Source organism: Pseudomonas sp. FP1740, assembly GCF_030687165.1.
Taxonomy (GTDB): Bacteria; Pseudomonadota; Gammaproteobacteria; order Pseudomonadales; family Pseudomonadaceae; genus Aquipseudomonas.
Map to the genome: position 1 here is coordinate 4,908,440 of NZ_CP117461.1, position 25,574 is coordinate 4,934,013.

Genomic DNA, 25,574 nt, shown 5'->3' on the forward strand with positions numbered 1-25,574 from the left:
CCTTAGAGAACTGCTTTCGGGTAGGAACCCAGCACCTTGAGTGCCACCGCTTCCTGACTGATCTTTTCCAGCACACCTTTGACCAGCGGGTCGCGGTGATGGCCGACGAAGTCGATAAAGAACACGTAGGTCCATTTACCGCTGCGCGACGGACGGGTCTCGATCCGTGTCAGATCGATGCCATTGTCGTGGAACGGAACCAGCAACTCGTGGAGAGCGCCGGGCTTGTTGCTCATGGAAACGATGATCGAGGTCTTGTCGTCACCGGTCGGCGGCACTTCCTGGTTACCGATCATCAGGAATCGCGTGGAGTTGTCCGGGCGATCCTCGATTTTCTCGGCCAGACGGGTCAACCCGTAGAGGCCGGCAGCCATGTCGCCGGCAATCGCCGCCGAGTTCCACTCACCCTTGACCCGCTTGGCCGCTTCGGCGTTGCTGGACACCGCCACGCGCTCGACATTCGGGTAATGGGCGTCCAGCCACTTGCGGCACTGGGCCAGGGACTGGGCGTGGGAATAGATGCGGCTGATGCTGTCGGTCTTGGTGTTTTCGCCAACCAACAGGTGATGGTGAATACGCAGCTCGACTTCGCCACAGATCACCATGTCGTGTTCGAGGAAGCTGTCGAGGGTGTGATTGACCGCGCCTTCGGTGGAGTTTTCCACCGGGACCACGCCAAAGTTCACCGCACCGGCCGCCACTTCACGGAACACTTCGTCGATCGCCGCCATTGGTTTGCTGATCACCGCGTGACCGAAGTGCTTCATGGCCGCAGCCTGAGTGAAGGTACCTTCAGGGCCGAGGTAAGCCACTTTCAGCGGCTGCTCGAGGGCAAGGCACGAGGACATGATTTCGCGGAACAGCCGCGCCATCTCTTCGTTACCCAGCGGCCCCTGGTTACGCTCCATCACGCGCTTGAGCACCTGAGCTTCGCGCTCAGGACGATAGAACACCGGCACTTCGCCTTCGGCCAGCGAGGCCATCTTTACTCGCGCAACTTCCTGGGCGCAGCGTGCGCGCTCACTGATCAGCTCCAGGACCTTTTCGTCCAGAGCGTCAATGCGCAGGCGCAGTGCCTTGAGTTCTTGCTCAGACATTAGCCGTGTTCCTTCTCGAACTCTGCCATGTACGAGACCAGTGCGTTGACCGCAACGATATCGACGGCGTTATAGATGGAGGCACGCATGCCGCCCACTGAACGGTGACCTTTGAGGTTCAACAGGCCACGTTCGTCGGCACCGGCCAGGAACGGCTTGTCGAGACGATCGTCGGCCAGACGGAACGGCACGTTCATCCACGAGCGGTCCGACTTGTTGATCGGGTTGCTGTACAAGCCGCTGGCGTCGATGAAGTCGTACAGCGTGCGCTGCTTCACTTCATTGAGCTTGCCGATGGCTTCGACGCCGCCCTGCTCTTTCAGCCACTCGAACACCAGACCGGACAAGTACCAGGCCAGGGTTGGCGGCGTGTTGTACATCGAGCCGTTGTCGGCCGCAACCTTGTAGTTGAGCATGGTCGGGCAGATGGAACGGGCGTTACCCAGCAGGTCTTCGCGAACGATGTTGACGACGATGCCGCTCGGGCCGATGTTTTTCTGGGCGCCGGCGTAGATCATGCCGAAACGCGAGACATCCACAGGGCGCGAAAGAATGTCCGAGGACATGTCGGCGACCAGCGGCACATCACCGGTTTCCGGGATCCACTGGAATTCCATACCGCCAATGGTTTCGTTCGGCGCGTAGTGAACGTAGGCCGCGTCCTTGGACAGGTTCCATTCGTTCTGACCGGGAATAGCGAAATAGTCGTAAGGCTTGGCGGTCGCGGCAACATTGACGTGGCCATAGCGCGAGGCCTCCTCGATTGCTTTCTGCGACCAGATACCGGTGTCGATATAGTCGGCGGTGCGACCTTCCGGCAACAGGTTCAGCGGAATCTGGGCAAATTGCTGGCTCGCGCCACCTTGCAGAAACAGCACTTTATAGTTCGAGGGGATATTCAGCAGATCACGCAGATCCTGCTCGGCCTTGGTGGCAATGGACACGAACTCATCGCTGCGATGGCTCATTTCCATGACCGACAGGCCCTTGCCGTGCCAATCAAGGAGTTCAGCCTGGGCGCGCTTCAGGACAGCTTCGGGAAGCGCCGCAGGACCGGCACAGAAGTTATAGGCTCTCTTGCTCACATCCAATCTCGCTCTGATTTGGTGGTATCACGCAATAAATCTGTAGGAGCTGTCGAGCAGAGCGAGGCTGCGATCTTTTAGTGCTGAGCGAAAGCAAGAGCCAGATCAAGAGATCGCAGCATCGCTTCGCTCGACAACTCCTACATAAAAAACAATTCCACAGTTCCCTGAGGACAAACAACAAGGGGGCGAATCTTCATCCGCCCCCTGCTTGCCCGCTTACTCCTGCGGCTCTTCGTCGGCGGCGGCGTCGAGTTGCTGGTCGTCGGCAACATCGTCGATCACGACTTCACCCTCGAACACAGCATCCTCTTCACCTGCAAGCCCTTCGCCGTCCAGCTCTTCGCCTTCGACTTCCGACGGTTCCTGAACCCGCTCCAGGCCCACCAGCGTTTCATCGTTGGCCAGCTTGATCAGGGTCACGCCCTGGGTGTTACGGCCCAGGCTGGACACTTCGTCGACGCGGGTACGAACCAACGTACCCTGGTCGGAAATCAGCATGATTTCCTCGCCGTCGAGCACCTGGACCGCGCCGACCAGACGGCCGTTACGCTCGTTGCTGACCATGGCGATAACACCCTGACCGCCACGCTTGTACTCAGGGAACTCGGTGATCGCGGTGCGCTTGCCGAAACCACGCGCCGAAGCGGTGAGGATCTGGCTGCCTTCTTCCGGGATCAACATGGAAATCAGCTTCTGGCCTTCCGGCAGACGCATGCCGCGGACGCCTCGAGCGGTACGGCCCATGGCGCGAACGTCGGTTTCCTTGAAGCGAGTCACCTTGCCGCCGTCGGAGAACAGCATGACTTCGCGATCGCCATCGGTAATGGCCGCAGAGATCAGTACGTCGCCTTCATCCAGCTCCAGCGCGATCAGACCGACGCTGCGTTGACGGCTGAAGGATTCCAGCGGGGTCTTCTTCACGGTGCCCTTGGCAGTGGCCATGAAGATGAAGTGACCTTCGGTGTATTCCTCGACCGGCAGCATGGTGGTGATGTATTCATCACTGTCTAGCGGCAGCAGGTTGACTAGCGGACGACCACGGGCCGCGCGGGAGGCTTCCGGAATTTCGTAGGTTTTCAGCCAGTACACTTTGCCTTTGCTGGAGAACAGCAGCAGCGTGGTGTGGCTGTTGGCGACCAGCAGGTGAGCGATGTAGTCCTCATCCTTCACGCCGGTAGCCGATTTACCTTTACCGCCACGACGCTGAGCCTGGTACGCAGCCAAGGGCTGGGTCTTGGCGTAGCCACCGTGGGAAATGGTCACGACGCGCTCTTCTTCCGGGATCATGTCGCCCAGGGTCAGGTCGAGACGGGCATCGAGAATCTCGGTGCGACGCACGTCGCCGTACTCGGCGCGGATCACTTCCAGCTCTTCGCGGATCACTTCCATCAGGCGCGTGGCGCTGTTGAGGATGCGGATCAGCTCGCCGATCTGGTTGAGGATCTCTTGATACTCGGCCAGCAGCTTTTCGTGTTCCAGACCGGTCAGGCGGTGCAGACGCAGCTCCAGAATGGCTTGTGCCTGCTCTGGCGACAGGAAGTACTTGCCGTCGCGTAGACCGTATTGTGGATCGAGGTTTTCCGGACGGCACGAATCGGCACCGGCACGTTCAACCATTGCAACCACCGCGGAGGACTCCCACGGCGTGCTGATCAGCGCTTCCTTGGCTTCCGACGGGGTCGGCGAAGCCTTGATCAGGGCGATGACCGGGTCGATGTTCGACAGGGCAACCGCTTGACCTTCCAGGATGTGGCCACGTTCACGCGCTTTACGCAGCTCGAACACGGTACGACGGGTCACGACTTCGCGACGGTGACGAACGAAGGCTTCCAGCAGATCCTTGAGGTTGAGGATCCGCGGACGGCCGTCGATCAGCGCAACGATGTTGATGCCGAACACGCTTTGCAACTGAGTCTGGGCGTAGAGGTTATTGAGGATTACCTCAGGCACTTCGCCGCGACGCAGCTCGATCACGACGCGCATACCGTCCTTGTCGGACTCGTCGCGCAGCTCGGTGATGCCTTCAAGCTTCTTCTCTTTGACCAGCTCGGCGATCTTCTCGATCAGACGGGCCTTGTTCAGCTGGTAAGGGAGTTCGGTAATGACGATCTGCTGACGGCCACCGACCTTGTCGATGTCTTCGATGATCGAGCGGGCACGCATGTAAATGCGCCCGCGACCGGTGCGGTAGGCTTCGATGATGCCGGCGCGACCGTTGATGATCGCGGCGGTCGGGAAGTCCGGACCGGGGATGTATTGCATCAGCTCATCGACAGTCAGCTCCGGATTGTCGATGAGTGCCAGGCAACCGTCGATGACTTCACCGAGGTTGTGCGGCGGAATGTTGGTCGCCATGCCCACGGCAATACCGCTGGAGCCGTTGACCAGCAGGTTGGGGATCTTGGTCGGCATGACCGCGGGGATCATTTCGGTGCCGTCGTAGTTCGGCACCCAATCCACGGTTTCTTTATGCAGGTCGGCCAGCAGCTCGTGCGCCAGCTTGGTCATGCGCACTTCGGTGTATCGCATGGCCGCGGCGTTGTCGCCGTCCACCGAACCGAAGTTGCCCTGACCGTCCACCAGCAGGTAACGCAGCGAGAATGGCTGCGCCATCCGAACGATGGTGTCGTACACCGCGGTATCACCGTGCGGGTGATACTTACCGATCACGTCACCGACAACACGGGCAGATTTCTTGTACGGCTTGTTGAAGTCGTTGCCCAGCTCGCTCATCGCGAACAGCACACGCCGGTGCACGGGCTTCAAGCCATCGCGCGCATCCGGCAGTGCCCGCCCGACAATAACGCTCATCGCGTAGTCGAGGTAGGACTGCTTCAGCTCGTCTTCGATATTGACCGGGAGGATTTCTTTGGCCAGTTCGCCCATGAGAAGCCTGATTCCTTTTTCTGGTGAAACTTCGTCACATCCATATGGGACGAACGAAGCTCGCCGATGCAGACTGAGTGCCATGCACCGACTTACGACAAATCAACGAGTTATGCCATGGATCTGCGCAGTAAAGGCAGCCACATCAGGCTACCCTGGAAACCGCCGGATGTTATCACAAGAGCCGCCACGCACCTATCCCCCAGATGCGCATGGAGCATAGTTAGTTGACCGGTGACAGGCTTGAAGGAGACGAGAGGGGCTTAGAGCAGCATTGAATGAAGAATTCAGGCCTGATTCGAGCCTGATTCATTGTGTTTCCGGGCCTCTTCGCGGGCAAGCCCGCTCCCACAGGGTTCAGCGGTGCTCACTATATCGGTGGGAGTGGGCTTGCCCGCGATGGCGTCCGTTCAGACAACACAGATCATCAATGCAGACGCTTGCGGCACATCAATTGGGCCATTTTCGCGGTGTCCGGGCGCTCGACGATGCCTTTTTCGGTGACGATCGCATCGATCAGGTCGGCCGGAGTCACGTCGAACACCGGATTGAACGCTTCCACATCTGCCCCCACCCGCTTGCCGCCAACTTCCAGCAACTCGCGGCCATCACGCTCTTCGATGGGAATCTCGTCGCCACTGGCCAGGTTCATGTCGATGGTCGAACTCGGCGCCACCACCATGAAGCGCACGCCGTGGTGCATGGCGTTGACCGCCAACTGGTAGGTACCGATCTTGTTCGCCACATCGCCATTGGCGGTAATCCGGTCGGCGCCGACGATCACCCAGGTCACACCCTTGGTTTTCATGATGTGTGCGGCAGCGGAATCGACATTGAGGGTCACCGGAATACCCTCATTGGCCAATTCCCACGCAGTCAATCGCGAACCTTGCAACCATGGCCGGGTTTCGTCGGCGTAGACGCGCTCGACCATACCTTCGATGAACGCCCCGCGAATCACCCCCAGCGCCGTGCCGAAACCACCGGTGGCCAGTGCACCGGTGTTGCAATGCGTGAGGATCGCCTGGGCGTTGCCTTGATGTTTGCGGATCAGGTCGACGCCCAACTGGGCCATGGTCAGGTTGGCTTCGCGATCACTTTCGTGGATGGCGATGGCTTCGGCTTCCAGCACCGACAGCGGATCGGCGTGCTCCCTCAGGCGCTCAAGCCGCTCACGCATGCGACCCAAGGCCCAGAACAGATTGACCGCGGTCGGACGGGAGTCGGCCAGCAGCGCGAAATCCTCTTCCAGCGCCGCTTGCCAGTCGCCCCCTTCGGCAAAACGGGTACGGGCCGCCAGCACCACGCCATAGGCCGCACTGATGCCAATAGCCGGCGCACCGCGCACCACCATCGAGCGAATGGCTTCGGCCACACCCGCAGCGCTGGTGTAGGCGATCCAGGTTTCCTCGAACGGCAAAATACGCTGATCCAACAGGTACAGTGCGCCATCACGCCAATCGATGGCCTTCACCTTCTCCGCAGCCAACAGTCGATCGCGCATCCCACACCCCGCACTCATGAACAAAAGCCGCCGATTATAGCGATCCCCCCGCGAAGACGCTCGGGTATACTTCGCCATCCTTTACAAAAGCACTGGAACCGACTCTCGATGCCGACCCCCACCGCTGCGCTCGACCTATTATTGCTGCCAACCTGGCTGGTACCCGTCGAACCGGCTGGCGTGGTCCTTAAAGAGCATGCCCTGGGTATCCGCGACGGTCGTATCGTGTTTATCGGCCCACGCGCAGCAGCCTTGAAGCTTAACGCAGCCGAAGTGCGCGAATTGCCCGGCATGCTGCTCAGCCCGGGCCTGATCAATGCCCACGGGCATGCAGCAATGACGCTGTTCCGCGGCCTGGCCGACGATCTGCCGCTGATGACCTGGCTGGAAAACCACATCTGGCCGGCCGAAGCCAAATGGGTCGACGAGGCGTTCGTACGCGACGGCACGGACCTGGCCATCGCCGAGCAGATCAAAGGTGGCATCACCTGCTTCTCTGACATGTATTTCTTCCCGAAGGTCGCCAGCGAACGCGTTCATAACAGCGGCATTCGCGCCCAGATCGCCATTCCGATCCTCGATTTCCCGATTCCAGGCGCCAGCACGGCGGATGAAGCCATTCGTCAGGGCGTCGAATTATTCGGCGATCTCAAGCATCACGAACGGATCAAAGTCACCTTCGGCCCCCATGCCCCGTACACCGTGGGCGACGAAAACCTTGAAAAAATCCGGGTGATCGCCGAAGAACTGGACGCCTCGATCCACATGCATGTCCACGAAACCGCCTTCGAAGTGCAGCAGTCGGTGGAGCAGCGCGGCGAACGCCCGCTGGCCCGCCTCGGCCGCCTGGGCCTGCTCGGGCCGCGCTTCCAGGCCGTTCACATGACCCAGATCAGCGATGAAGACCTGGCGCTGCTGGTAGAAAGTAACACCAATGTGATTCATTGCCCGGAGTCGAACCTGAAGCTGGCCAGTGGCTTCTGCCCGGTCGAGCGTTTGTGGCAGGCTGGGGTGAATGTGGCAGTCGGCACCGATGGCGCGGCCAGCAATAATGACCTGGACCTGCTCGGCGAGACCCGCACCGCCGCATTGCTGGCCAAGGCTGTCGCCGGCTCGGCCACCGCGCTGGACGCCCATCGCGCCCTGCGCATGGCCACGCTCAATGGCGCCCGCGCGCTGGGAATCGAAGCGCAAACCGGTTCGCTGGAAGTCGGCAAAGCGGCAGACATCGTCGCATTCGACCTGTCGGGCCTGGCGCAGCAACCGGTCTACGACCCGGTTTCGCAACTTATATATGCCACTGGCCGCGACTGCGTGAAACACCTTTGGGTCGCTGGCAAGCAACTGCTCGACGACCGCCGCCTGACCCGCCTGGATGAAGCGCAACTGTGCGCCACCGCCAAGGCCTGGGGCAGGCGCATCAGCGGCCACACCGAATCGTAAGCACCGAATTGTAAGCACCCTGGACCAAAACCGGGGCAACAGAATTTTTCAAGTTTTAGAGGACTGACACCATGAGCAACGTCGATCACGCCGAAATCGCCAAATTCGAAGCCCTGGCCCATCGCTGGTGGGACCGCGAAAGCGAGTTCAAACCGCTGCACGACATCAACCCGCTGCGGGTCAACTGGATCGACGAGCGCGTCAATCTGGCCGGCAAAAAAGTCCTCGACGTCGGTTGCGGCGGCGGCATCCTCAGCGAAGCCATGGCCCAGCGCGGCGCCACCGTGATGGGCATCGACATGGGCGAAGCGCCGCTGGCGGTCGCGCAATTGCATCAACTGGAATCCGGCGTAAACGTCGAGTACCGGCAAATCACCGCCGAAGCGCTGGCCGAAGAAATGCCTGAGCAGTTCGACGTAGTCACCTGCCTGGAAATGCTCGAACACGTACCGGATCCGTCCTCGGTGATCCGCGCCTGCTTCCGCATGGTCAAGCCTGGCGGCCAGGTGTTCTTCTCCACCATCAACCGCAACCCGAAGGCCTATCTGTTCGCCATCGTCGGCGCCGAATACATCATGAAGCTGCTGCCGCGTGGCACTCACGACTTCAAGAAATTCATCCGCCCTTCCGAGCTCGGTGCCTGGAGTCGCATGGCCGGCCTGACCGTCAAGGACATCATCGGCCTGACCTACAACCCGCTGACCAAGCATTACAAACTGGCATCCGATGTCGACGTCAACTACATGATCCAGACCCTGCGCGAGGAGTAAGCCGATGCGTATCAGAGCAGTTCTCTTCGACATGGACGGCACCCTGCTCGACACTGCGCCGGACTTCATCGCCATCTGCCAGGCGATGCGTGCTGAGCGCGGCTTGCCGCCGATGAACGACAAGCACATCCGTGACGAGATCTCCGGCGGCGCCAGGGCGATGGTCGCGGTGACTTTCTCGATGGACCCGGAATCGCCGGGCTTCGAGGAGCTGCGCCTGGAGTTTCTGGAGCGCTATGTCAAAGGTTGCGCGGTGCACAGCAAGCTCTTCGACGGCATGGGCGAATTGCTGGCCGACATCGAGAAGGCCAACCTGGTCTGGGGCGTGGTCACCAACAAGCCGCTGCGCTTCGCCGAGCCGATCATGCAGCAACTGGGGCTGGCCGAGCGTTCGGCGCTGCTGATCTGCCCGGATCATGTGAAGAACAGCAAACCGGACCCGGAGCCGTTGATCCTGGCGTGCAAGATGCTCGACCTCGATCCGGCCAGCGTGCTGTTTGTCGGCGATGACCTGCGCGATATCGAATCCGGCCGCGATGCCGGCACCAGAACAGCCGCCGTGACCTACGGCTACATTCATCCGGAGGATAACCCGCGGCATTGGGGCGCGGATGTGGTGGTCGATCATCCAATGGAGTTGCGCCTGGTGCTGGATAGCGCTTTGTGCAGTTGCTGATCTGACTGGCAACAGGAAGCATTTGTGGCGAGGGGGCTTGCCCCCGTTCTGCTGCGAAGCAGTCGTAAATCCAGAGAACACGGTCTGGCTGAAGGTAGCGAATGGAGGGCCGCTTCACGACCCAACGGGGGCAAGCCCCCTCGCCACAATAAGCGCTCTTGCCACAGATGCGATGCATGCCTACGTTGAATTGTTGTGAGGTTTTTTATGTTTGATTATTCCGCCCGTCCTGAATTGCTCAAGGACCGGGTCATTCTGGTCACCGGCGCTGGCCGAGGCATCGGTGCTGCCGCCGCGAAAACCTACGCCGCTCATGGCGCCACCGTGTTGCTGCTGGGCAAGACCGAAGCCAATCTGACTCAGGTCTACGACGAAATCGAAGCGGCCGGGCATCCACAACCGGTGGTGATCCCGTTCAACCTGGAAACCGCCCTGCCCCACCAATACGATGAACTGGCGGCCATGATCGAAACCGAATTCGGCCACCTCGACGGCTTGCTTCATAACGCGTCGATCATCGGTCCACGCACACCGATCGAGCAGTTGTCCGGCGAGAACTTCATGCGCGTCATGCAGGTCAACGTCAACGCCATGTTCATGCTCACCAGCACCCTGTTGCCGCTGCTCAAGCTGTCGCAGGACGCCTCGGTGGTGTTCACCTCCAGCAGCGTCGGTCGCAAGGGTCGTGCGTATTGGGGCGCTTACGGCGTGTCCAAGTTCGCCACCGAAGGCCTGATGCAAACCCTGGCCGACGAAGTAGACACCGTCGCCCCCGTGCGCTCCAACAGCATCAACCCCGGCGCCACCCGCACCAGCATGCGCGCTCAGGCCTACCCTGGGGAAAATCCGCTGAACAACCCGACACCCGAGGAGATCATGCCGGTCTACCTTTACTTGATGGGGCCGGACAGTACCGGCATCAACGGTCAGGCGTTCGACGCTCAGTAATGCCCGTGCGTCGCTTTTGTGCCGCGACGACTTCCCGTCGCGGCACGCAAAGCCAACGTTAACTGCTGCTGTTTCAAGTCAAATAAATGCCAACATCCCCGACACCATCCTTCGCGACCTTCCCAACCTTGTTGATTTAGAACGCTTTTTAGCCGACTGAACCGAATGGCATGACTTTCGCTCTAATTTTGCTCAGACACGCCGTGTGAAAGCAGACGGGGCAGAGCTTGAGCCGAGAGGTTACTAATCTTCGGCAAAGCGGACTAAACTCGTGCCAAATGTCCTACGGGACTGATGGACCAGTATGACGCGCAGCCCAAAGCCGCTCTCACCCAGCCTGTAAGACAGTCTTACTGTTTAGGGGCTCACGCCATATGAAATCGCCTTCCCAGACCAACGCAATTGACTTCGACAGCGCCAAATTGCAACGCCTGGGCTTTGGTCAGCAGCCTCCCCTTCTGGAGCGGCCCGTCAGTCTTGCGCAGTTGCGTCAGGAGCTGGGCCTGCAACTGCAAACCAGTCTTGAGCCGCAACGCATTCTCGGACTTTTCTTCCGTGAAATTCAGCGCCTTGTACCGCTGGATGCCTTGAATTATGAGCATCAGCCCAGCGACTTGCGCCTGCAGTTCGGCCAGCGAGGTCATCATTCGATCAGCTACAGCCTCAGTCATGAAGGCGAGCAATTGGGTGAACTGGTGTTCCGTCGCAATCAGCGTTTCAGCGATGAAGAGCAAGGCCATCTGGAATCGCTGTTATCAGCGCTTCTCTACCCGATGCGCAATGCCCTGCTCTACCGTGCCGCCACCCAAAGCGCCTTGCGCGACCCGCTGACCGACACCGGCAATCGCATCGCGATGGATCAGACGCTGCAACGGGAAATCGAGATGTCGCGCCGACACTCACAGCCCCTGTCGCTGCTGATGCTGGACATCGATCACTTCAAACAGATCAACGACACCTACGGGCACAGCGCCGGCGATGAAGTGCTCAAAGCCGTCGCAGCCTCGATCAAAAGCCAGTTGCGTAATGTGGACATGGTGTTCCGGTTTGGAGGCGAAGAATTCATGATCCTGCTGTCCAACACCAGTCGGGAAGCCGCGGCCATGGTCGGCGAACGACTGCGGTTCGCTGCGCAGGCTCAGGACTATGTGGCCGAAGGCAAGGCCATCGAACTGACGGTCAGCCTGGGTTGCTCGACCCTGCTGCCCGGCGAGTCTGCCGAGAGCCTGTTGCGACGAGCCGACAGTGCGTTGTATGTGGCCAAGCGCGAGGGGCGTAACCGGTTGGCGATGGCGGGGTAGATATTTTTGAAGAGATCGCAGCCTTCGGTAGCTCCTACGAGCTGCCGTAGGCTGCAGTCTTTTAGCTTTCGGCCAACGCCATCCGCTCACGGGCTACCGGGGCTTTTGCTGCCAGTTCCAACTGCATGCATCGCTCCAGGAACAGGTACATGTAGTCGTAACTTTTGCAGACCGCCTGGCGCAATTCCATTTGCAGGGATTTGCTCGGGTTCAGCCCCGCCAGGGTGCAGATGATTTCCAGCGCTTCCCAAGGATGGGCATCGTCGTACTGGGCGTGCATCTTCAACCACTTCATGGCCCGCTTGCGATCTTCCTCGGGGAACGACGCCGCGTAGACACCACTGGAACAGACCAGCGCCGACCACTCCCCGGTTGCACCCTCGATCGCGTAGTTGGTGGCGGCGATAGCCACGATCAGCGAGTCCGACGAACTGGTGTGCCAGCACCAATGGCTCAAGGCGTGAAGTTCAGGGGCAACCTGTTGCGCCTGCAGATCTTCCAGGCTGATACCGTGAGCACGGCTCCAGTGCACCCAGTAATCGGCATGGTTCAGTTCGACGCGAATATTGCGCATCAGCCAGCGACGCGCCATGTCTTCACCAGGGTGGCGTGCAAAACGGGTCTTGGCCAGGTTCTGTGCCATGTATAAGGCGAACTGTTCGACCACCGGCCAGCCACCTATGAGGTACTGACGCATGGTTTTTGCGCTGAGCTTGTTATCGCGCATCCGCTGGTACAGTTCATGTTCGACGACGCGGCGCTTGCTCTCACTGCAATCCTGAATCAATTGCTGAGCCCAGGCGGGGTAACTTGCAGCTTCCATGAGGGGTCCGGTTCTGTTGAATGTGTCGATCACTGTCGCGCTCCTTTTGATTGTGATTTTCAGATCAACAAGAGATTTCAACGGAACGTGCCGGGCGCCTTGAATAACAAAGGCCGGGGCCTGGCAGGACGACTTTGTAAACTGTCGCAGGTAAACAGATGCGGGCGTTCAATCAGATACCCTTGAGCGTAATCCACCCCGATCTCCAGCAATGCCTGCTCGATCTGAGGTGTTTCAACGAACTCGGCAATCGTACGCTTACCCATGACATGCCCGATGTGATTGATCACTTCGACCATGGCGCGGTTAATCGGGTCGTCCAGCATATCCTTTACGAAACTCCCGTCGATCTTCAGGAAGTCTACAGGTAAATGTTTCAAGTAAGCGAATGAGGACATACCGGCGCAGAAGTCATCTAATGAGAAGTGGCAACCTAAGCCTTTGAGTTCATTAATAAATCTAATTGCGCTAGGCAAATTTGAAATCGCACTGGTTTCTGTAATTTCAAAACAAATCATTTCAGGTGGAATTGAATATGCAACAAACTGTTCACGAAGGAAGTCCAGAAACGCCTCATCTCCGATAGTAATACCTGACAGATTTATCGCACACATGGCCAGCGGCTCTTCGCCCTCTTGGGCGATGGCCTGGGCAATGACCTTGAAAACGTTCTCCACCACCCAGCGGTCAAGCGACGTCATCAAACCGTAACGCTCGGCGGCCGGAATGAAACTGTCCGGCAGAATCATGCGCCCGGCTTCGTCATGCAGGCGCAGCAGGATTTCGATATGTCCGCCGTCCCGCTCGCCAAGGCCCAGAGGCGCGATTTCCTGGGAGTACAGGCAGAAACGGTCCTCCTCCAACGCCATGTGCAAGCGCTGCACCCAGGCCATCTCGCCAAAGCGCAGGGACAGTTCCGAATCGTCGGCGTGATAGACCTGAACCCGGTTGCGGCCCTTTTCCTTGGCCATGTAACAGGCCATATCAGCGGCTCGCAGCGAGGCCTCGAGGGTGGCCGGACTCTGAGTGACGTGCACCAGACCAATGCTCACCGTGGTCACGAACGGCCGGCCTTTCCAGACAAAATGCAGGTTCTGCACAGTCTGGCGCAGGACTTCGGCAATTTTCTCAGCCGCTTCCGGCGCACAGTTTTCCAACAGAATGCCGAACTCGTCGCCACCCAATCGGGCCAGGGTGTCGCCTTCGCGCAATCCTGATTGCAGCAACGCACAAATATGCCGCAACAACTCATCGCCGGCAGCATGACCGCAGGTGTCATTGACCAGTTTGAATTGATCCAGATCGAGGAACATCAAGGCGTGACGCCCCGCTTGCCGCATCAGGCCATGCAGGGCCTGTTCCAGGCGATATTCGAATTCGCGGCGGTTGGCCAGCCCGGTCAAGGCGTCATGGGTCGCCTGCCAGGACAGATTGGCGATGTACTGCCGCTCCTGGGTCATGTCATGCAGCACCAGCACGGTGCCACTGACCTTGCCCGCGTTGCGGATCGGCGCACCGACCAGGGTGACCGAAACCGTGCTGCCATCCAGTCGCTGGATCAGTTTGGAATGTTCGCTGCCACCGCTGAGCTGGCCGCTCAAAATGTGTTCGATCAAGGTAAAACCGTCGGCCTGAGCGTTCTCGTCCAGCAGATTGAACAGCGCCGCCAATGGCAACCCCGTCGCCTGTTCGGCCTTCCAGTGAGTCAAGGCCTCGGCGGCCGGGTTCATGTAGGCAATCGCGCCCTCGACGTCGGTGGTGATCACCCCGTCGCCAATCGATTGCAGGGTGATCTGCGCCCGGTCTTTCTCCAACTGCAAGGCATCGGCGAAGGCATGGCGTTGTTCGAGCAGTTTGTGGGTACGCAGCAAGGCCAGCACGATCAGGCCCAGCGCGGTGGCAAGGTTCGTCGCCAGCAGCAGCCGGAGAATCATGCGCGAGCCCTCGCCCAAGGCATCGCTGAACGCTTTGGCAGGGGGCGTCACACCATCGTTGATGGCCAAAATCTGCGCCTTCCAGCGCTTGATGTCGGCATCGCTGGCCTGGTTATCGACGATACCCTGATGCATTTCCCGCGCGACATCATCGAGCCGCACCAGGTACGCGTCACCGATCGTCCAGAGTTCGATGGCTTTTTCCAGGTAACTGAAATGCCGGAAATTGAGGTACAGCCAAATCAGGCTGGGGACGTCGTCCGGGTGATTGCCGCCCTTGAGAATCGCCAGCCGCGCGGCCTCGATATTCGGTGGCTGATGATCCAGCGCCATACGCAACTCATGGCCGCCCTGAGGCACGGCAATCGCGTTCTGGTATTTGAGAAAAATCGTCTCGTCGCGACTGTCGGCGTAGAGATTGAGGTAATAGATGGCGTCTTTCTGGCCCTTGGACCACAGGCTCTCACCGCCGACGTAGCCACGAACCGCTGAAAGAACGTAAAGACTGACGCCGCCCAACAGTGCCTGAAACAACACAACGGCGATAAATGGCCAGACGATGCCCAACAGCCGTGGCGTTCCGAGAGTCCGTTTTTGCTTCATGAGGTCCCTTGCATAAGCACTTCCGGATGAACACCCGAATAAATCCCGCACCTGACAGCACAGACTAGGCTAATTTTCGACACTTCGAATGGTCGGGCACACCGCTACGACCCAATTGCATGGCCAGACCAGGTCCTCCGGGACAGTTCAAATACTAAGCACAGAAAGCCGTACAAGGTTCAAGGTCGTTGAATTTGCTGCAAATGCCCATAAAGCTTGGCGTACAAACCACCATCGGCAATCAACTGCTGATGGTCGCCATCCTCGGCAACCTGCCCGCCATCGAACACCAGCACCCGATCGGCCTGCTTCACGGCCGACAATCGGTGCGCAATGATCAACGTGGTGCGGTGGCTCAAGAACCGCGCCAGCGCCTGGTGCAGGTTGTACTCAGTGGCCGCGTCGAGTGCGGACGTGGCTTCGTCGAGGATCACCACTTTGGGCTCGGCCAACACCATTCGGGCAATCGCCAGGCGTTGACGCTGCCCGCCGGATAAACGCACGCCGGATCGCCCGACGATACTGTCCAGGCCATTGGGCAGTTCACGCACCGTGTGTTGCAACTGAGCAATTTCCAGTGCCTGCCAGCAGGCCTCGTCACTGCGTTCGCGGCCCATGGTCAGGTTGGCGCGCACGGTGTCGTTGAACAGGGCGGGATGTTGCAGGACCACGGCGACATTTTCGCGCACGGTTTCCAGGCCGATTTCTTGCTGAGTCGAACCACCGAAACGGATAGTCCCGGCCAGCGGCGTGTACAAGCCCAGCAGCAACTGCACCAGAGTACTTTTGCCTCCACCGCTGGCGCCGACAATCGCGACTTTTTCACCGGGGGCAATCGACAGGTTCATTTGGTTCAGCACCAACTCGTCGCCGTAGCCGAAACTCAGTCCCTGAACTTCGATGCCCACCGTGTCGCGCCCCTGAAACGGGTCGACACTGCCGGTGTATTGCGGCTCGTCGGCACGGGCCAGCAACTCGTTGATCCGCGACAGCGCACCACCAGCGGCATAAAAGGCGTACTGCAGATTGAGCAGCTGCTCCACCGGACCGATCATGAACCACAGGTAGCTGAACACCGCCAGCATCTGGCCGATGGACAGGTCGGAAAACAGCACGGTGAGCATGGCCGCGGCGCGGAAAATATCAATGCCGAACTGGAACAGCAAACCGCTGGCCCGGTTCGATGCATCGGTTTTCCACTGCGAGCTCACCGCGTAATCGCGCACTTCCCGCGCTCGCTGGCCCAGCCGCCCGAGGAAAAAGCCCTGCCGGTTACCGGCGCGTACTTCCTGAATGGCGTCCAGGGTTTCAGTCAACGCCTGGGTGAAGCGCGAGGTGCTGTCGTTCTCGAGCTTCTTCAGATGTTTGACCCGCTTGCCTAACTGCACCGTGGCGTAGATTACCAGCGGGTTGAACAGCAGGATCAGCAGCGCGAGTTTCCAGTGCATCCACATCAAGATCGATGCGGTGCCCACCAGTGTCAGCATCGCCACGAGGAAACGACTGAGGGTTTCGCCGACGAATTTGTCCAGCGTGTCCAGGTCGGTGACTAGGTGCGTGGCCACCGTGCCGCTGCCCAGGCTTTCGTATTCGCCCAGCGAGATGCGCTTGAGCCGGTCGATCAACCGCACCCGAATCCGATACACGATGTCCTTGGCCAGCGCCGCAAACAATTTCGCCTGCACCACGTTGAACAACAACGCGGCGCAACGCAGCGCCAGGGTCACCAGCAGCATCAGACCGATATAACCCGCGGCTTTCTGCCAGACGTCGGGCAGCGCGTGGTTCATGATTTTCAGCGCAGCATCGCCATGACCCAGCAGCACTTCGTCCACCAGCAACGGCAACAGCAACGGGATCGGCACGCTGCACAGCGTTGCCAATACCGCTACGCCGTTGGCGATCCACAGGGATTTTTTATGGTGAAGGGCCAGGCGGCGGATTTCCGCCCAGCTCAGCCGATCGACACGTTTGGGAGCTGCTGCATCATCGGGCAGATCATGCACAGGCAGCGCGCTCCAGCCAGCGGCCGAGCAACGGTGACAACTCGCTCAGGGGCTGATAACCGTTGGTCAGCAGCGCCAATTGACCATCGCGTTCTGCCAGCAAGGTCGGGAAACCGGCAATGCCCAAGTCCTGGACCCAAGTAAAATCGGCGGCAGTCGCTGCGTGCTGATCGGCACGATCGAACGCTGCGGCAAACTCGATGCGCGGCAAACCGGCCTGCTCCGCCAGCTCCACCAACACGCTGGCACGGGTGACATCACGACCTTCGGCGTAGAACGCGTGCTGGATCAGCCCGAGCAATGTCCAGGCGCAATCCGGCGCCAGGCTGCGCGCGGTCACCAGCGCCCGACAGGCAGGCTCGGTGTCGTAGACAAACCCGTCGGGCAATGCGCCTTCAAACTTGAACGGCTGGCCGGTGGCCTCGTGAACCGCCTGCCAGTGCTCAAGAATGTAGCGCCGGGTGGTCGGCTCCAGCGCCGCGCCACTGCCGGTGCGCAAACCACCCACCACCAGATGCAACTCCACACCTGCCGCCTGCGCCTGCTCAACCAGCGCTTTGGCCACCGGAGCGAAGCCCCAGCACCAGGAACACATCGGATCCATCACATAGAGCAGGCGTGCAGACATGGTTCAAGCCTCGGAAGCGGATTGCTTGTAGTTGTAACCAATCGGGTGCGGCATGTTGCGCGCCTTGGCCAGTTCGATCTGCTTCTGCCGGTCGATGGCACTGCGACGGGTTTTCTCGCTCAGCTTATCCCAGCAATGCGGGCAACTGATGCCGGCCACATAGTGCTCGGATGCGCGGTCTTCAACGCTGACGGGCGTACGACAGGCATGACATTGATCGTAGTCGCCTTCGCTGAGATCGTGACGAACGGTCACGCGGTTATCGAACACGAAGCAGTCGCCCTGCCATTTGGTTTCTTCCTGCGGCACCTCTTCGAGGTACTTCAGGATGCCGCCCTTGAGGTGATAGACCTCGTCGAAACCCTGACTGAGCATGTAGCTCGACGCCTTCTCGCAGCGAATGCCGCCGGTGCAGAACATCGCGACTTTCTTGTGCACGGCCGGGTCGAAGTTGGCTTTGATGTAGTCGGGAAATTCGCGAAAACTGGTGGTCTTCGGATCGATGGCGCCCTCGAAGGTGCCGATCGAGACTTCGTAGTCATTGCGGGTGTCGATCAACAGCACTTCCGGATCGCTGATGAGCGCGTTCCAGTTCTGCGGATCCACATAGGTGCCGACCTTTTTGTTCGGGTCCACGCCCTCAACGCCCAGGGTGACGATTTCTTTCTTGAGTTTGACTTTGGTGCGGTAGAACGGCTGCTCGTCGCAGTACGACTCCTTGTGGTCGATGTCGTCCATGCGCGGGTCGTTCTTGAGCCAGGCCATCAGCCCGTCGATGCCTTCGCGGCTGCCGGACACGGTGCCGTTGATGCCTTCTTCGGCGATCAGCAGCGTGCCTTTGATGCCGTTGTCGATCATCGCTTGCAGCAGTGGCTCGCGCAGATCAACGTAATTTTCCAGGGTGACGAACTTATACAGTGCCGCCACGACAATCTGTTGTGTCATGGGTAATTCTCCAGGTGGCTACCCTCGTAAGGGGTGAACCGGATGCGAAAAAAAACGCGCCGGGTGAGCGGCGCGTTGCGGATTCTAGCAAAAAACCAAGGGTTAATGCTTGCTGCCGCCAGCACAGGTCGGCGAGGCCGGAGCCGCGTCGATCTGCGCCCATTCCTCCGGCGTGTAGGTATGCAGCGCCAACGCATGGAACTCGCCCATCAGTTCGCCCAAAGTGCCGTACACCTTCTGGTGACGCTTGACGCGATTGAGCCCTTCGAACTGCCGGCTGACCACCACCGCCTTGAAGTGGGTCTGCAACCCACGGCTGTGCATGTGGCTTTCATCCAGCACTTGCAAGTGCTCGGGCTGCAGCAGCCCCAGCGTCGATTCGATGCGTTGTTGCATGGTCATACCCGGCTCCGCTTAAGGCTTTTTCTTGGCTGCAGGAGCAGCGGCGCCGGCTTTAGGATCCAGCTCGTTAGTCATGTCAGCCAGCAGTTTGTTGACCACAGGCACCGCGCTTTCAAGCTTGGCTTGAGTCATCTGGGCCGATTGCTGAGTCAGCTGCGGCATTTTTTCCAGGACTTTCTTGCCCAGTGGCGACTGGTAGAACGCCACCAGATCCTTGAGCTCGGATTCGCTGAAGTTGGTGGTGTAGAGCTTGACCATGTCCGGCTTCAGCTTGTTCCAGCCAATGGCTGCGTCCAGCGCTGCGTTGGCCTTGGCCTGATAAGTTTCCAGAACGGCTTTCTTCGACTCAGGGGCTTTGGTCTGTTCAAAGCGCTGAGCGAACATTTGCTGCACTTGCATGTACACCGGAGTGCCCAGTTTGTCAGCGTGCGCCAGGGTCAGGAAAGCTTCGGCACTGGCGTTGTGGCTGGCGGTATCGGCAAAAACCTGGCCGCTGGCGCAAACCAGTGCAACCGCGGTACAGATGGCACGAAGACGAGTCATCGAGTTTCCTTTTCTAGCAGGCGAGGTATAACCCCAAGGGCGACCATTCTGCGCCTAAAAAAGTGTGTCGCTCAACCCCAAGCCTTGTCGCGACTGATTTAGAGGGGTTGAACGGTCAAATTCCAGACTGATGGAACCACGACCGGCGATCACAGCCTAAACTGCGCTATCAGACCTACAGGAGTGTGCATGATGAGCCGTATCGAAACCGACAGCCTAGGCCAGGTGGAAGTCCCGGATGACGCTTACTGGGGCGCTCAGACGCAACGCTCGCTGATTAATTTCGCCATTGGCAACGAACGCATGCCGCTGGCTGTGTTGCATGCCCTGGCCCTGATCAAGAAAGCCGCGGCACGCGTCAACGATCGTAATGGCGACCTGCCCGCCGACATCGCCCGCCTGATCGAACAAGCGGCCGACGAAGTGCTCGACGGCCAACATGACGACCAGTTCCCGCTGGTGGTCTGGCAGACCGGCAGCGGCACCCAGAGCAACATGAACGTCAACGAAGTGATCGCCGGGCGCGCCAACGAACTGGCCGGCAACCCACGCGGTGGCAAGAGCCCGGTGCACCCCAACGATCACGTCAACCGCTCCCAGAGTTCCAACGATTGCTTCCCCACGGCCATGCACATCGCGACGGTTCAGGCGGTGCAACAGCATTTGCTGCCGGCGATCGCTGAGTTGTCCGGCGGCTTGGCGGAGCTGTCCGCGCGGCACATGAAACTGGTCAAGACCGGTCGTACCCACATGATGGACGCCACGCCGATTACCTTCGGTCAGGAACTCTCGGCGTTCATCGCACAACTGGATTACGCCGAGCGGGCGATCCGCAGCGCGTTGCCGGCGGTCTGTGAACTGGCCCAGGGCGGCACCGCGGTCGGCACCGGGTTGAACTCACCCCACGGTTTTGGCGAGGCGATCGCCGCCGAACTGGCCGCCCTCTCCGGCCTGCCGTTCGTCACCGCGCCGAACAAATTCGCCGCACTGGCCGGTCATGAGCCACTGACCACGCTGTCCGGCGCCCTGAAAACCCTCGCCGTGACCCTGATGAAAATCGCCAACGACCTGCGCGTGCTGGGCTCCGGACCGCGAGCCGGGTTTGCCGAGGTGAAACTGCCGGCCAACGAGCCAGGCAGCTCGATCATGCCCGGCAAGGTCAACCCGACCCAGTGCGAAGCGTTGTCGATGCTGGCCTGTCAGGTGTTGGGCAACGACGTCGCCATCGGTTTTGCCGCCAGTCAGGGGCATCTGCAATTGAACGTGTTCAAACCGGTGATCATCCACAACCTGCTGCAATCGATCCGCTTGCTGGGCGACGGCTGCAGCAACTTCCAGCAGCATTGCATCGCCGGCCTGGAACCGGATGCCGAGAAAATGGCCGAGCATCTGGAACGAGGCTTGATGCTGGTGACGGCGCTGAACCCGCACATCGGCTACGACAAATCAGCCGAGATTGCCAAGAAGGCCTACAGCGAGGGGCTGACACTGCGTGAGGCGGCGTTGAAGTTGGGGTATCTGACCAATGAAGAGTTCGATGCGTGGGTGAGGCCGGAGAATATGCTGGAGGCGGGCGCCAAGGGCTGATTATCCCTGATCGTTCCCACGCTCTGCGTGGGAACGATCACTCAACCGCCATTTTGATCTTTCTGGCACGAAGCCCGGCGATCAACGATGGCCCCAACGCCACCAGCGCCGACCCGAGCACCACCAGCACCGCCCCGCCATAACCCAGACCGTTGATCGTTTCGGCATGCACAAAATCAGGCCATAACCACGCAGCCACAGCCACGGCGGCAAAGGTCACCAACGGTGTGATCGCCAGCGTCGCGCTGACTCGCGAAGCTTCCCAATGGGCCAGCGCTTCGGCGAAGGCGCCATAAGCGATCAGGGTGTTCAAACAGCACGCCAGCAGCAGCCAGCCTTGCAGCGGGCTCAGTTGCAGTGCTTCCAGCGGATGCACCCACGGCGTGAGCAACAGCGCGCAGAACAGGTAAATCACCATCATCACCTGCAACGAATTCCACACCGTGAGCAACTGCTTCTGACCCAAGGCATAGAAGGTCCAGACCGTCGACGCCAACAGCACCATCAGCACACCCGCGGTGTAATCGGTCAGGGAGGTGAGCAACTCGCCCAAGCGCTGATTGAAGAACAGTGCAAAGCCGATCAGCAGCACCAGCAGGCCAATCCCCTGCCCCACGCTGAAACGCTCCTTGAACACGAACAGACTGGCGATCAGCAACATGATCGGACCCATTTGCACCACCAGCTGCGCGGTGCCGGGGCTGAGCAGGTTCAGGCCCATCAGGTACAGCACGTAGTTGCCGACCAGACCGAGTACCGCCATTACCACCAGCCAGCCACCACGCGGGCCGAGCACTTTGCGACTCGGCAGGCGCCTGGTCGCCGCCAGATAAATAAACAGGCAACCGCCGGACACCAGCAAACGAAACCAGGTCACCGTCACCGGGTCCATCACCAGCAGCACTTGCTTGAGTTTGATCGGCAGGATTCCCCACAACAACGCGGTCAGCAAGGCCAGGAATAAACCGTACACCCAGCGACCCGATGAAATATGCATGCTGACCCCGAAGCCCGTTGACGAGAACGGTCATTCTAGGCTCAGACCGGGGCGCGACACAGGGACAGTTGCCCACGGGCCGCAAATGAAACTGTGCAGGTCGCACCATGACATTGACGGGATGCCGTCGATCAGCTCGCCAGGCGTTGCAAAGGGTTCATGCATAAGCTCATTGAAACCGCCCTCTGCAGGAGATCGCCCATGTACGGCATGCGCGCCCAGGACACCGCCCCCACCACGCACTTTCGCTGTGACCGGTTGTGTCGTGTCAATGGGGAGTTGTATTTCACCACCCGGGAACAGACCCTGGAGGGGCCGTTCGATAATGCGGCGACGGCCGAGAAGGAGATCCAGGCTTATATCGAGCGGATGCAGGTTTTGAGCATGAACATGTCATCGAGGTGACTGCTTCGCGGGCAAGTCGGATCGCCGCACCGCTCGCTCCTAAGGGATTGCGTGCATCCTGTGGAGCGAGGCTTGCCCGCGAAGGCGACCTTACGGAATTACCGCACCGCCTCAAACAACCCCGTAGCCCCCATCCCGCCCCCCACGCACATGGTGACGATGCCGTAACGCAGGTTACGCCGCTGCAACTCGCGCACGATGTGCCCGACCTGACGCGAACCGGTCATGCCGAACGGGTGGCCGATGGAAATCGAGCCGCCATTGACGTTGTATTTGTCGTTGTCGATCTCCAGCCGGTCGCGGCTGTACAGGCATTGCGAGGCGAACGCTTCGTTGAGCTCCCACAAATCAATGTCGGCAACCTGCAACCCCTTGGCCTTGAGCAGTTTCGGCACCGAGAACACCGGGCCGATGCCCATCTCGTCCGGCTGGCATCCGGCCACGGCGAAACCGCGAAAGAAGGCTTTGGGCTTGAGCCCCAGCGCCAGGGCTTTTTCCAGGCTCATCACCAGCGTCATCGAAGCACCGTCAGACAGCTGCGACGAGTTGCCGGCGGTCACCGAGCCGTCTTCGGCAAACACCGGTTTTAACCCGGCCAGGCTTTGCAGGGTGGTGTCGGGGCGGTTGCAGTCGTCGTGATCGACAATGCCGTCGAGGATTTGCACCTGGCCGGTGGCCTTGTCTTCAACGCGAAACTTCACTGCCATCGGCACGATTTCATCGTTGAACAACCCGGCGGCCTGCGCCAGAGCGGTACGTTGCTGGCTTTGCAGGGCGTACAGATCCTGCTCTTCACGGCTGACGCCGTAACGACGCGCGACGATCTCGGCCGTCTGGCCCATGGGGAAATAGATACCTGGCACCTGCTCTTTCAGCAGCGGGTTGATCAGGTGATCGGTGTTGACGCTTTTCATGGTCAGGCTGATCGACTCGACACCGCCGGCGACGATGATGTCGCTGCAACCGGAAGCGATCTGATTGGCGGCAATCGCGATGGCCTGCAAACCCGACGAACAGAAGCGGTTAAGGGTCATGCCACCCGTGCCGATGCCCAGGTGCGACAGCACCGCGACGTTGCGACCGATGTTGTAACCCTGAGCGCCTTCGTTGGAACCGGCGCCGACGATGCAATCCTCAACGCTGGCCGGGTCGACATCATTGCGCGTGAGCAGCGCGTTGACACAGTGGGCCGCCAAGTCGTCGGGACGGGTCATGTTGAACTTGCCGCGAAAGGATTTGGCCAGGCCGGTCCGCACGCTGTCGACGATCACCACTTCACGCATGGCATACACCTCATTGTTGTTGTCAGTCGGGAGTTGGACCGAGCATAAGCCCCACTCATGACTGACCGCGACAATCATTCACCCCGCGTATGCGTAACCATCGGCTCAGCGCTTGCGCTTCTGCAGTTTCTTCTCCCGTTTGTCGGACTTTTCGAATGCTGTTTCCAGCGCCTCATTGAGGGTGCGCAATACCTTGACCCGCGCCCAGCGCTTGTCGTTGGCTTCCACCAGGGTCCAGGGCGATACCTCGGTGCTGGTGCGGTCCACCATATCGCCGACCGCAGCGCGGTAATCGTCCCACTTGTCGCGGTTACGCCAGTCGTCTTCAGTGATCTTGAAACGCTTGAAGGGGATCTCTTCGCGCTCCTGGAAGCGCTCCATCTGAGTCTGTTTGTCGATGGTCAGCCAGAACTTGACCACGATCACCCCGGCATCGTCGAGCTGCTCTTCGAAGTCGTTGATCTCGCTGTAGGCACGCAACCAGTCCGCCTCGCTGCAAAAACCCTCGATGCGCTCCACCAGCACCCGGCCATACCAGGAACGATCGAACACAGTGAATTTTCCCCGCGCCGGAATATGCCGCCAGAACCGCCAGAGATACGGCTGCGCCCGTTCTTCTTCGGTAGGCGCGGCGATCGGCACGATGTTGTACTGACGTGGGTCGAGTGCCGCGGCCACCCGACGGATCGCCCCGCCCTTGCCTGCCGCGTCGTTGCCCTCGAACACCGCGATCAACGCGTGACGACGCATGCGTTTGTCGCGCATCAGCCCGGAAAACCGTGCCTGCTCGGTAATCAGTTGCTCTTCGTAATCGTCCTTGTCCAGGTTCAGGGTCAGGTCCAGACTGTCGAGCAGATTCACGTGATCGACGCTGGGAGACAAGGGCGCGGCACTGACTTTGTGCGGGTGAATCCTGGGCCTCTTGAGTGCGCTCTGCAGGCCCTCGAGCAGAATCTTGCCGACCGCCAGGCTGCGATAACGCGCATCCAGGCCGGCAATCACATGCCACGGCGCATAGTCGCGGCTGGTACGGCGCAGCACCCGTTCGCCGTACTTCACGAACTTGTCGTAGGTCGCGGATTGTTGCCAGTCCAGCGGGCTGATGCGCCAGCTGTGCAGCGGATCGTCGTTCAGCGCCTTGAGCCGCGCTTTCATTTGTTTCTTGGAGAGGTGAAACCAGAACTTGAAGATCAGCGCGCCTTCGTCGCACAACATCTTCTCCAGCCGCTCGGCGCCGTTGATGGCTTGGTCGAGTCGCGGATCCTTGAACAAACCATGAACCCGCCCTTGCAGCATCTGGCTGTACCAGTTACCGAAGAAAATCCCCATGCGCCCCTTGGCCGGGAGCATCCGCCAGTAGCGCCAGGCGGGTGGTCGAGCCAGCTCTTCGTCGGTCTGCTGGTCGAAGGTGCGGACCTCGATCAGGCGCGGGTCCATCCATTCGTTGAGCAACTTGACCGTCTCGCCCTTGCCGGCCCCTTCGATGCCGTTGATCAAAATGATCACTGGAAAACGATGTTGCTGCCGAAGTTCGAACTGCGCTTCGAGCAAGGCTTCACGCAGGGCCGGCACTTCGGCTTCATAGGTTTCTTTGTCAATGGCATGACCGATTTCGGCGGATTCGAACATGGAGACGCTCCTTCCAAGATTGAGAAAGACTAGCGGATTGACGTCTCATGCGCAGGACAAATCCATCTTTGAGACT

At 59.8% G+C, this 25,574-nt stretch carries 21 protein-coding genes; 7 read left to right on the forward strand and 14 right to left on the reverse strand.

Annotated features, from left to right (window positions below; translation table 11 throughout):
- Positions 1–2: 2 nt before the first annotated feature.
- From pheA to mtnA, 4 genes are all read right to left on the reverse strand, one after another.
- Positions 3–1,097, reverse strand: a complete 1,095-nt coding sequence (pheA, locus tag PSH69_RS21865; protein ID WP_007939916.1) for a prephenate dehydratase — start codon at positions 1,095–1,097, stop codon at positions 3–5.
- Entirely contained in the window at positions 1,097–2,182 is a 1,086-nt protein-coding gene (gene serC, locus PSH69_RS21870) for a 3-phosphoserine/phosphohydroxythreonine transaminase (protein ID WP_305409811.1), read from the reverse strand. Before serC ends, pheA begins: the two co-directional genes overlap by 1 nt.
- A 219-nt stretch (positions 2,183–2,401) precedes the next feature.
- Positions 2,402–5,071 carry a DNA gyrase subunit A gene (gene gyrA, locus PSH69_RS21875; RefSeq protein WP_305409812.1) on the reverse strand — a complete coding sequence of 890 codons (2,670 nt, stop codon included), beginning with the start codon at positions 5,069–5,071 and terminating at the stop codon, positions 2,402–2,404.
- 427 nt (positions 5,072–5,498) lie between these two features.
- On the reverse strand, positions 5,499–6,575 hold the full coding sequence (gene mtnA / locus PSH69_RS21880; protein WP_018929856.1) for an S-methyl-5-thioribose-1-phosphate isomerase: 1,077 nt from the start codon (positions 6,573–6,575) through the stop codon (positions 5,499–5,501).
- A 108-nt stretch (positions 6,576–6,683) separates the two neighbouring features.
- Between mtnA and PSH69_RS21885 the strand changes: the two genes are divergently transcribed.
- The 5 genes from PSH69_RS21885 (at position 6,684) to PSH69_RS21905 (ending at position 11,713) form a co-directional block, all read left to right on the forward strand.
- Positions 6,684–8,018 (forward strand): TRZ/ATZ family hydrolase, encoded by a 1,335-nt coding sequence (locus PSH69_RS21885; protein ID WP_086944625.1) that lies wholly within the window; start codon positions 6,684–6,686, stop codon positions 8,016–8,018.
- A 71-nt stretch (positions 8,019–8,089) separates the two neighbouring features.
- A complete protein-coding gene (gene ubiG, locus PSH69_RS21890; protein ID WP_018929858.1) occupies positions 8,090–8,788 on the forward strand; it encodes a bifunctional 2-polyprenyl-6-hydroxyphenol methylase/3-demethylubiquinol 3-O-methyltransferase UbiG in 699 nt (232 codons plus the stop codon).
- A gap of 4 nt (positions 8,789–8,792) precedes the next feature.
- Entirely contained in the window at positions 8,793–9,464 is a 672-nt protein-coding gene (gene mupP, locus PSH69_RS21895) for an N-acetylmuramic acid 6-phosphate phosphatase MupP (RefSeq protein ID WP_305409813.1), read from the forward strand.
- A 207-nt stretch (positions 9,465–9,671) separates the two neighbouring features.
- The gene (locus PSH69_RS21900; RefSeq protein WP_007939907.1) at positions 9,672–10,412 is read left to right on the forward strand and encodes a YciK family oxidoreductase; all 741 of its coding nucleotides are present in this window, start codon (positions 9,672–9,674) and stop codon (positions 10,410–10,412) included.
- A 374-nt stretch (positions 10,413–10,786) separates the two neighbouring features.
- Positions 10,787–11,713 (forward strand): GGDEF domain-containing protein, encoded by a 927-nt coding sequence (locus tag PSH69_RS21905; protein WP_019582591.1) that lies wholly within the window; start codon positions 10,787–10,789, stop codon positions 11,711–11,713.
- 61 nt (positions 11,714–11,774) lie between these two features.
- On the opposite strand, the gene PSH69_RS21910 is transcribed toward PSH69_RS21905, so the two are convergent.
- The 7 genes from PSH69_RS21910 to PSH69_RS21940 all read right to left on the reverse strand — a co-directional run bounded on the left by PSH69_RS21910 (position 11,775) and on the right by PSH69_RS21940 (position 19,597).
- Positions 11,775–12,536: a TenA family transcriptional regulator gene (locus PSH69_RS21910; protein WP_370695219.1), complete on the reverse strand. Its 762-nt coding sequence runs from the start codon at positions 12,534–12,536 to the stop codon at positions 11,775–11,777.
- Positions 12,537–12,613: 77 nt separating this feature from the next.
- Positions 12,614–15,073, reverse strand: coding sequence for an EAL domain-containing protein (locus tag PSH69_RS21915; protein ID WP_305409815.1), 2,460 nt, complete (start codon positions 15,071–15,073; stop codon positions 12,614–12,616).
- Positions 15,074–15,252: 179 nt separating this feature from the next.
- The gene (locus tag PSH69_RS21920; RefSeq protein ID WP_305409816.1) at positions 15,253–17,079 is read right to left on the reverse strand and encodes an ABC transporter ATP-binding protein; all 1,827 of its coding nucleotides are present in this window, start codon (positions 17,077–17,079) and stop codon (positions 15,253–15,255) included.
- Positions 17,072–17,674: a DsbA family protein gene (locus tag PSH69_RS21925; protein ID WP_177324964.1), complete on the reverse strand. Its 603-nt coding sequence runs from the start codon at positions 17,672–17,674 to the stop codon at positions 17,072–17,074. The genes PSH69_RS21920 and PSH69_RS21925 overlap by 8 nt, the downstream gene beginning before the upstream one ends.
- 36 nt (positions 17,675–17,710) lie before the next feature.
- Positions 17,711–18,652 carry a rhodanese-related sulfurtransferase gene (locus PSH69_RS21930; RefSeq protein WP_018929865.1) on the reverse strand — a complete coding sequence of 314 codons (942 nt, stop codon included), beginning with the start codon at positions 18,650–18,652 and terminating at the stop codon, positions 17,711–17,713.
- Positions 18,653–18,754: 102 nt separating this feature from the next.
- Positions 18,755–19,054: a BolA family transcriptional regulator gene (locus tag PSH69_RS21935; RefSeq protein WP_007939900.1), complete on the reverse strand. Its 300-nt coding sequence runs from the start codon at positions 19,052–19,054 to the stop codon at positions 18,755–18,757.
- A gap of 12 nt (positions 19,055–19,066) precedes the next feature.
- Positions 19,067–19,597: a DUF2059 domain-containing protein gene (locus tag PSH69_RS21940; RefSeq protein WP_018929867.1), complete on the reverse strand. Its 531-nt coding sequence runs from the start codon at positions 19,595–19,597 to the stop codon at positions 19,067–19,069.
- A 192-nt stretch (positions 19,598–19,789) separates the two neighbouring features.
- On the opposite strand from PSH69_RS21940, the gene PSH69_RS21945 reads away from it, so the two are divergent.
- On the forward strand, positions 19,790–21,184 hold the full coding sequence (locus tag PSH69_RS21945; RefSeq protein ID WP_018929868.1) for a class II fumarate hydratase: 1,395 nt from the start codon (positions 19,790–19,792) through the stop codon (positions 21,182–21,184).
- Positions 21,185–21,221: 37 nt separating this feature from the next.
- On the opposite strand, the gene PSH69_RS21950 is transcribed toward PSH69_RS21945, so the two are convergent.
- Positions 21,222–22,181: a DMT family transporter gene (locus PSH69_RS21950; protein ID WP_305409817.1), complete on the reverse strand. Its 960-nt coding sequence runs from the start codon at positions 22,179–22,181 to the stop codon at positions 21,222–21,224.
- Between the two features lie 201 nt (positions 22,182–22,382).
- On the opposite strand from PSH69_RS21950, the gene PSH69_RS21955 reads away from it, so the two are divergent.
- On the forward strand, positions 22,383–22,586 hold the full coding sequence (locus tag PSH69_RS21955) for a DUF6316 family protein (protein WP_018929870.1): 204 nt from the start codon (positions 22,383–22,385) through the stop codon (positions 22,584–22,586).
- 98 nt (positions 22,587–22,684) lie between these two features.
- Here PSH69_RS21955 and PSH69_RS21960 read toward each other — a convergent pair whose 3' ends face one another.
- Positions 22,685–23,869, reverse strand: a complete 1,185-nt coding sequence (locus PSH69_RS21960; RefSeq protein ID WP_305409818.1) for a thiolase family protein — start codon at positions 23,867–23,869, stop codon at positions 22,685–22,687.
- Positions 23,870–23,974: 105 nt separating this feature from the next.
- Complete coding sequence (gene pap, locus PSH69_RS21965; RefSeq protein ID WP_305409819.1) at positions 23,975–25,498, reverse strand: polyphosphate:AMP phosphotransferase; 1,524 nt, start codon at positions 25,496–25,498, stop codon at positions 23,975–23,977.
- Positions 25,499–25,574: the final 76 nt, after the last annotated feature.

Excerpts from the sequence above, each read along its gene's own strand:
- pheA (WP_007939916.1), bottom strand. The coding sequence starts at position 1,097 with ATGTCTGAGCAAGAACTCAAGGCACTGCGCCTGCGCATTGACGCTCTG.
- gyrA (WP_305409812.1), bottom strand. The coding sequence starts at position 5,071 with ATGGGCGAACTGGCCAAAGAAATCCTCCCGGTCAATATCGAAGACGAG.
- mtnA (WP_018929856.1), bottom strand. The coding sequence starts at position 6,575 with ATGCGCGATCGACTGTTGGCTGCGGAGAAGGTGAAGGCCATCGATTGG.
- PSH69_RS21885 (WP_086944625.1), top strand. The coding sequence starts at position 6,684 with ATGCCGACCCCCACCGCTGCGCTCGACCTATTATTGCTGCCAACCTGG.
- ubiG (WP_018929858.1), top strand. The coding sequence starts at position 8,090 with ATGAGCAACGTCGATCACGCCGAAATCGCCAAATTCGAAGCCCTGGCC.
- mupP (WP_305409813.1), top strand. The coding sequence starts at position 8,793 with ATGCGTATCAGAGCAGTTCTCTTCGACATGGACGGCACCCTGCTCGAC.
- PSH69_RS21900 (WP_007939907.1), top strand. The coding sequence starts at position 9,672 with ATGTTTGATTATTCCGCCCGTCCTGAATTGCTCAAGGACCGGGTCATT.
- PSH69_RS21905 (WP_019582591.1), top strand. The coding sequence starts at position 10,787 with ATGAAATCGCCTTCCCAGACCAACGCAATTGACTTCGACAGCGCCAAA.
- PSH69_RS21910 (WP_370695219.1), bottom strand. The coding sequence starts at position 12,536 with ATGGAAGCTGCAAGTTACCCCGCCTGGGCTCAGCAATTGATTCAGGAT.
- PSH69_RS21915 (WP_305409815.1), bottom strand. The coding sequence starts at position 15,073 with ATGAAGCAAAAACGGACTCTCGGAACGCCACGGCTGTTGGGCATCGTC.
- PSH69_RS21925 (WP_177324964.1), bottom strand. The coding sequence starts at position 17,674 with ATGTGTTCCTGGTGCTGGGGCTTCGCTCCGGTGGCCAAAGCGCTGGTT.
- PSH69_RS21930 (WP_018929865.1), bottom strand. The coding sequence starts at position 18,652 with ATGACACAACAGATTGTCGTGGCGGCACTGTATAAGTTCGTCACCCTG.
- PSH69_RS21935 (WP_007939900.1), bottom strand. The coding sequence starts at position 19,054 with ATGACCATGCAACAACGCATCGAATCGACGCTGGGGCTGCTGCAGCCC.
- PSH69_RS21940 (WP_018929867.1), bottom strand. The coding sequence starts at position 19,597 with ATGACTCGTCTTCGTGCCATCTGTACCGCGGTTGCACTGGTTTGCGCC.
- PSH69_RS21945 (WP_018929868.1), top strand. The coding sequence starts at position 19,790 with ATGAGCCGTATCGAAACCGACAGCCTAGGCCAGGTGGAAGTCCCGGAT.
- PSH69_RS21950 (WP_305409817.1), bottom strand. The coding sequence starts at position 22,181 with ATGCATATTTCATCGGGTCGCTGGGTGTACGGTTTATTCCTGGCCTTG.
- PSH69_RS21955 (WP_018929870.1), top strand. The coding sequence starts at position 22,383 with ATGTACGGCATGCGCGCCCAGGACACCGCCCCCACCACGCACTTTCGC.
- PSH69_RS21960 (WP_305409818.1), bottom strand. The coding sequence starts at position 23,869 with ATGCGTGAAGTGGTGATCGTCGACAGCGTGCGGACCGGCCTGGCCAAA.
- pap (WP_305409819.1), bottom strand. The coding sequence starts at position 25,498 with ATGTTCGAATCCGCCGAAATCGGTCATGCCATTGACAAAGAAACCTAT.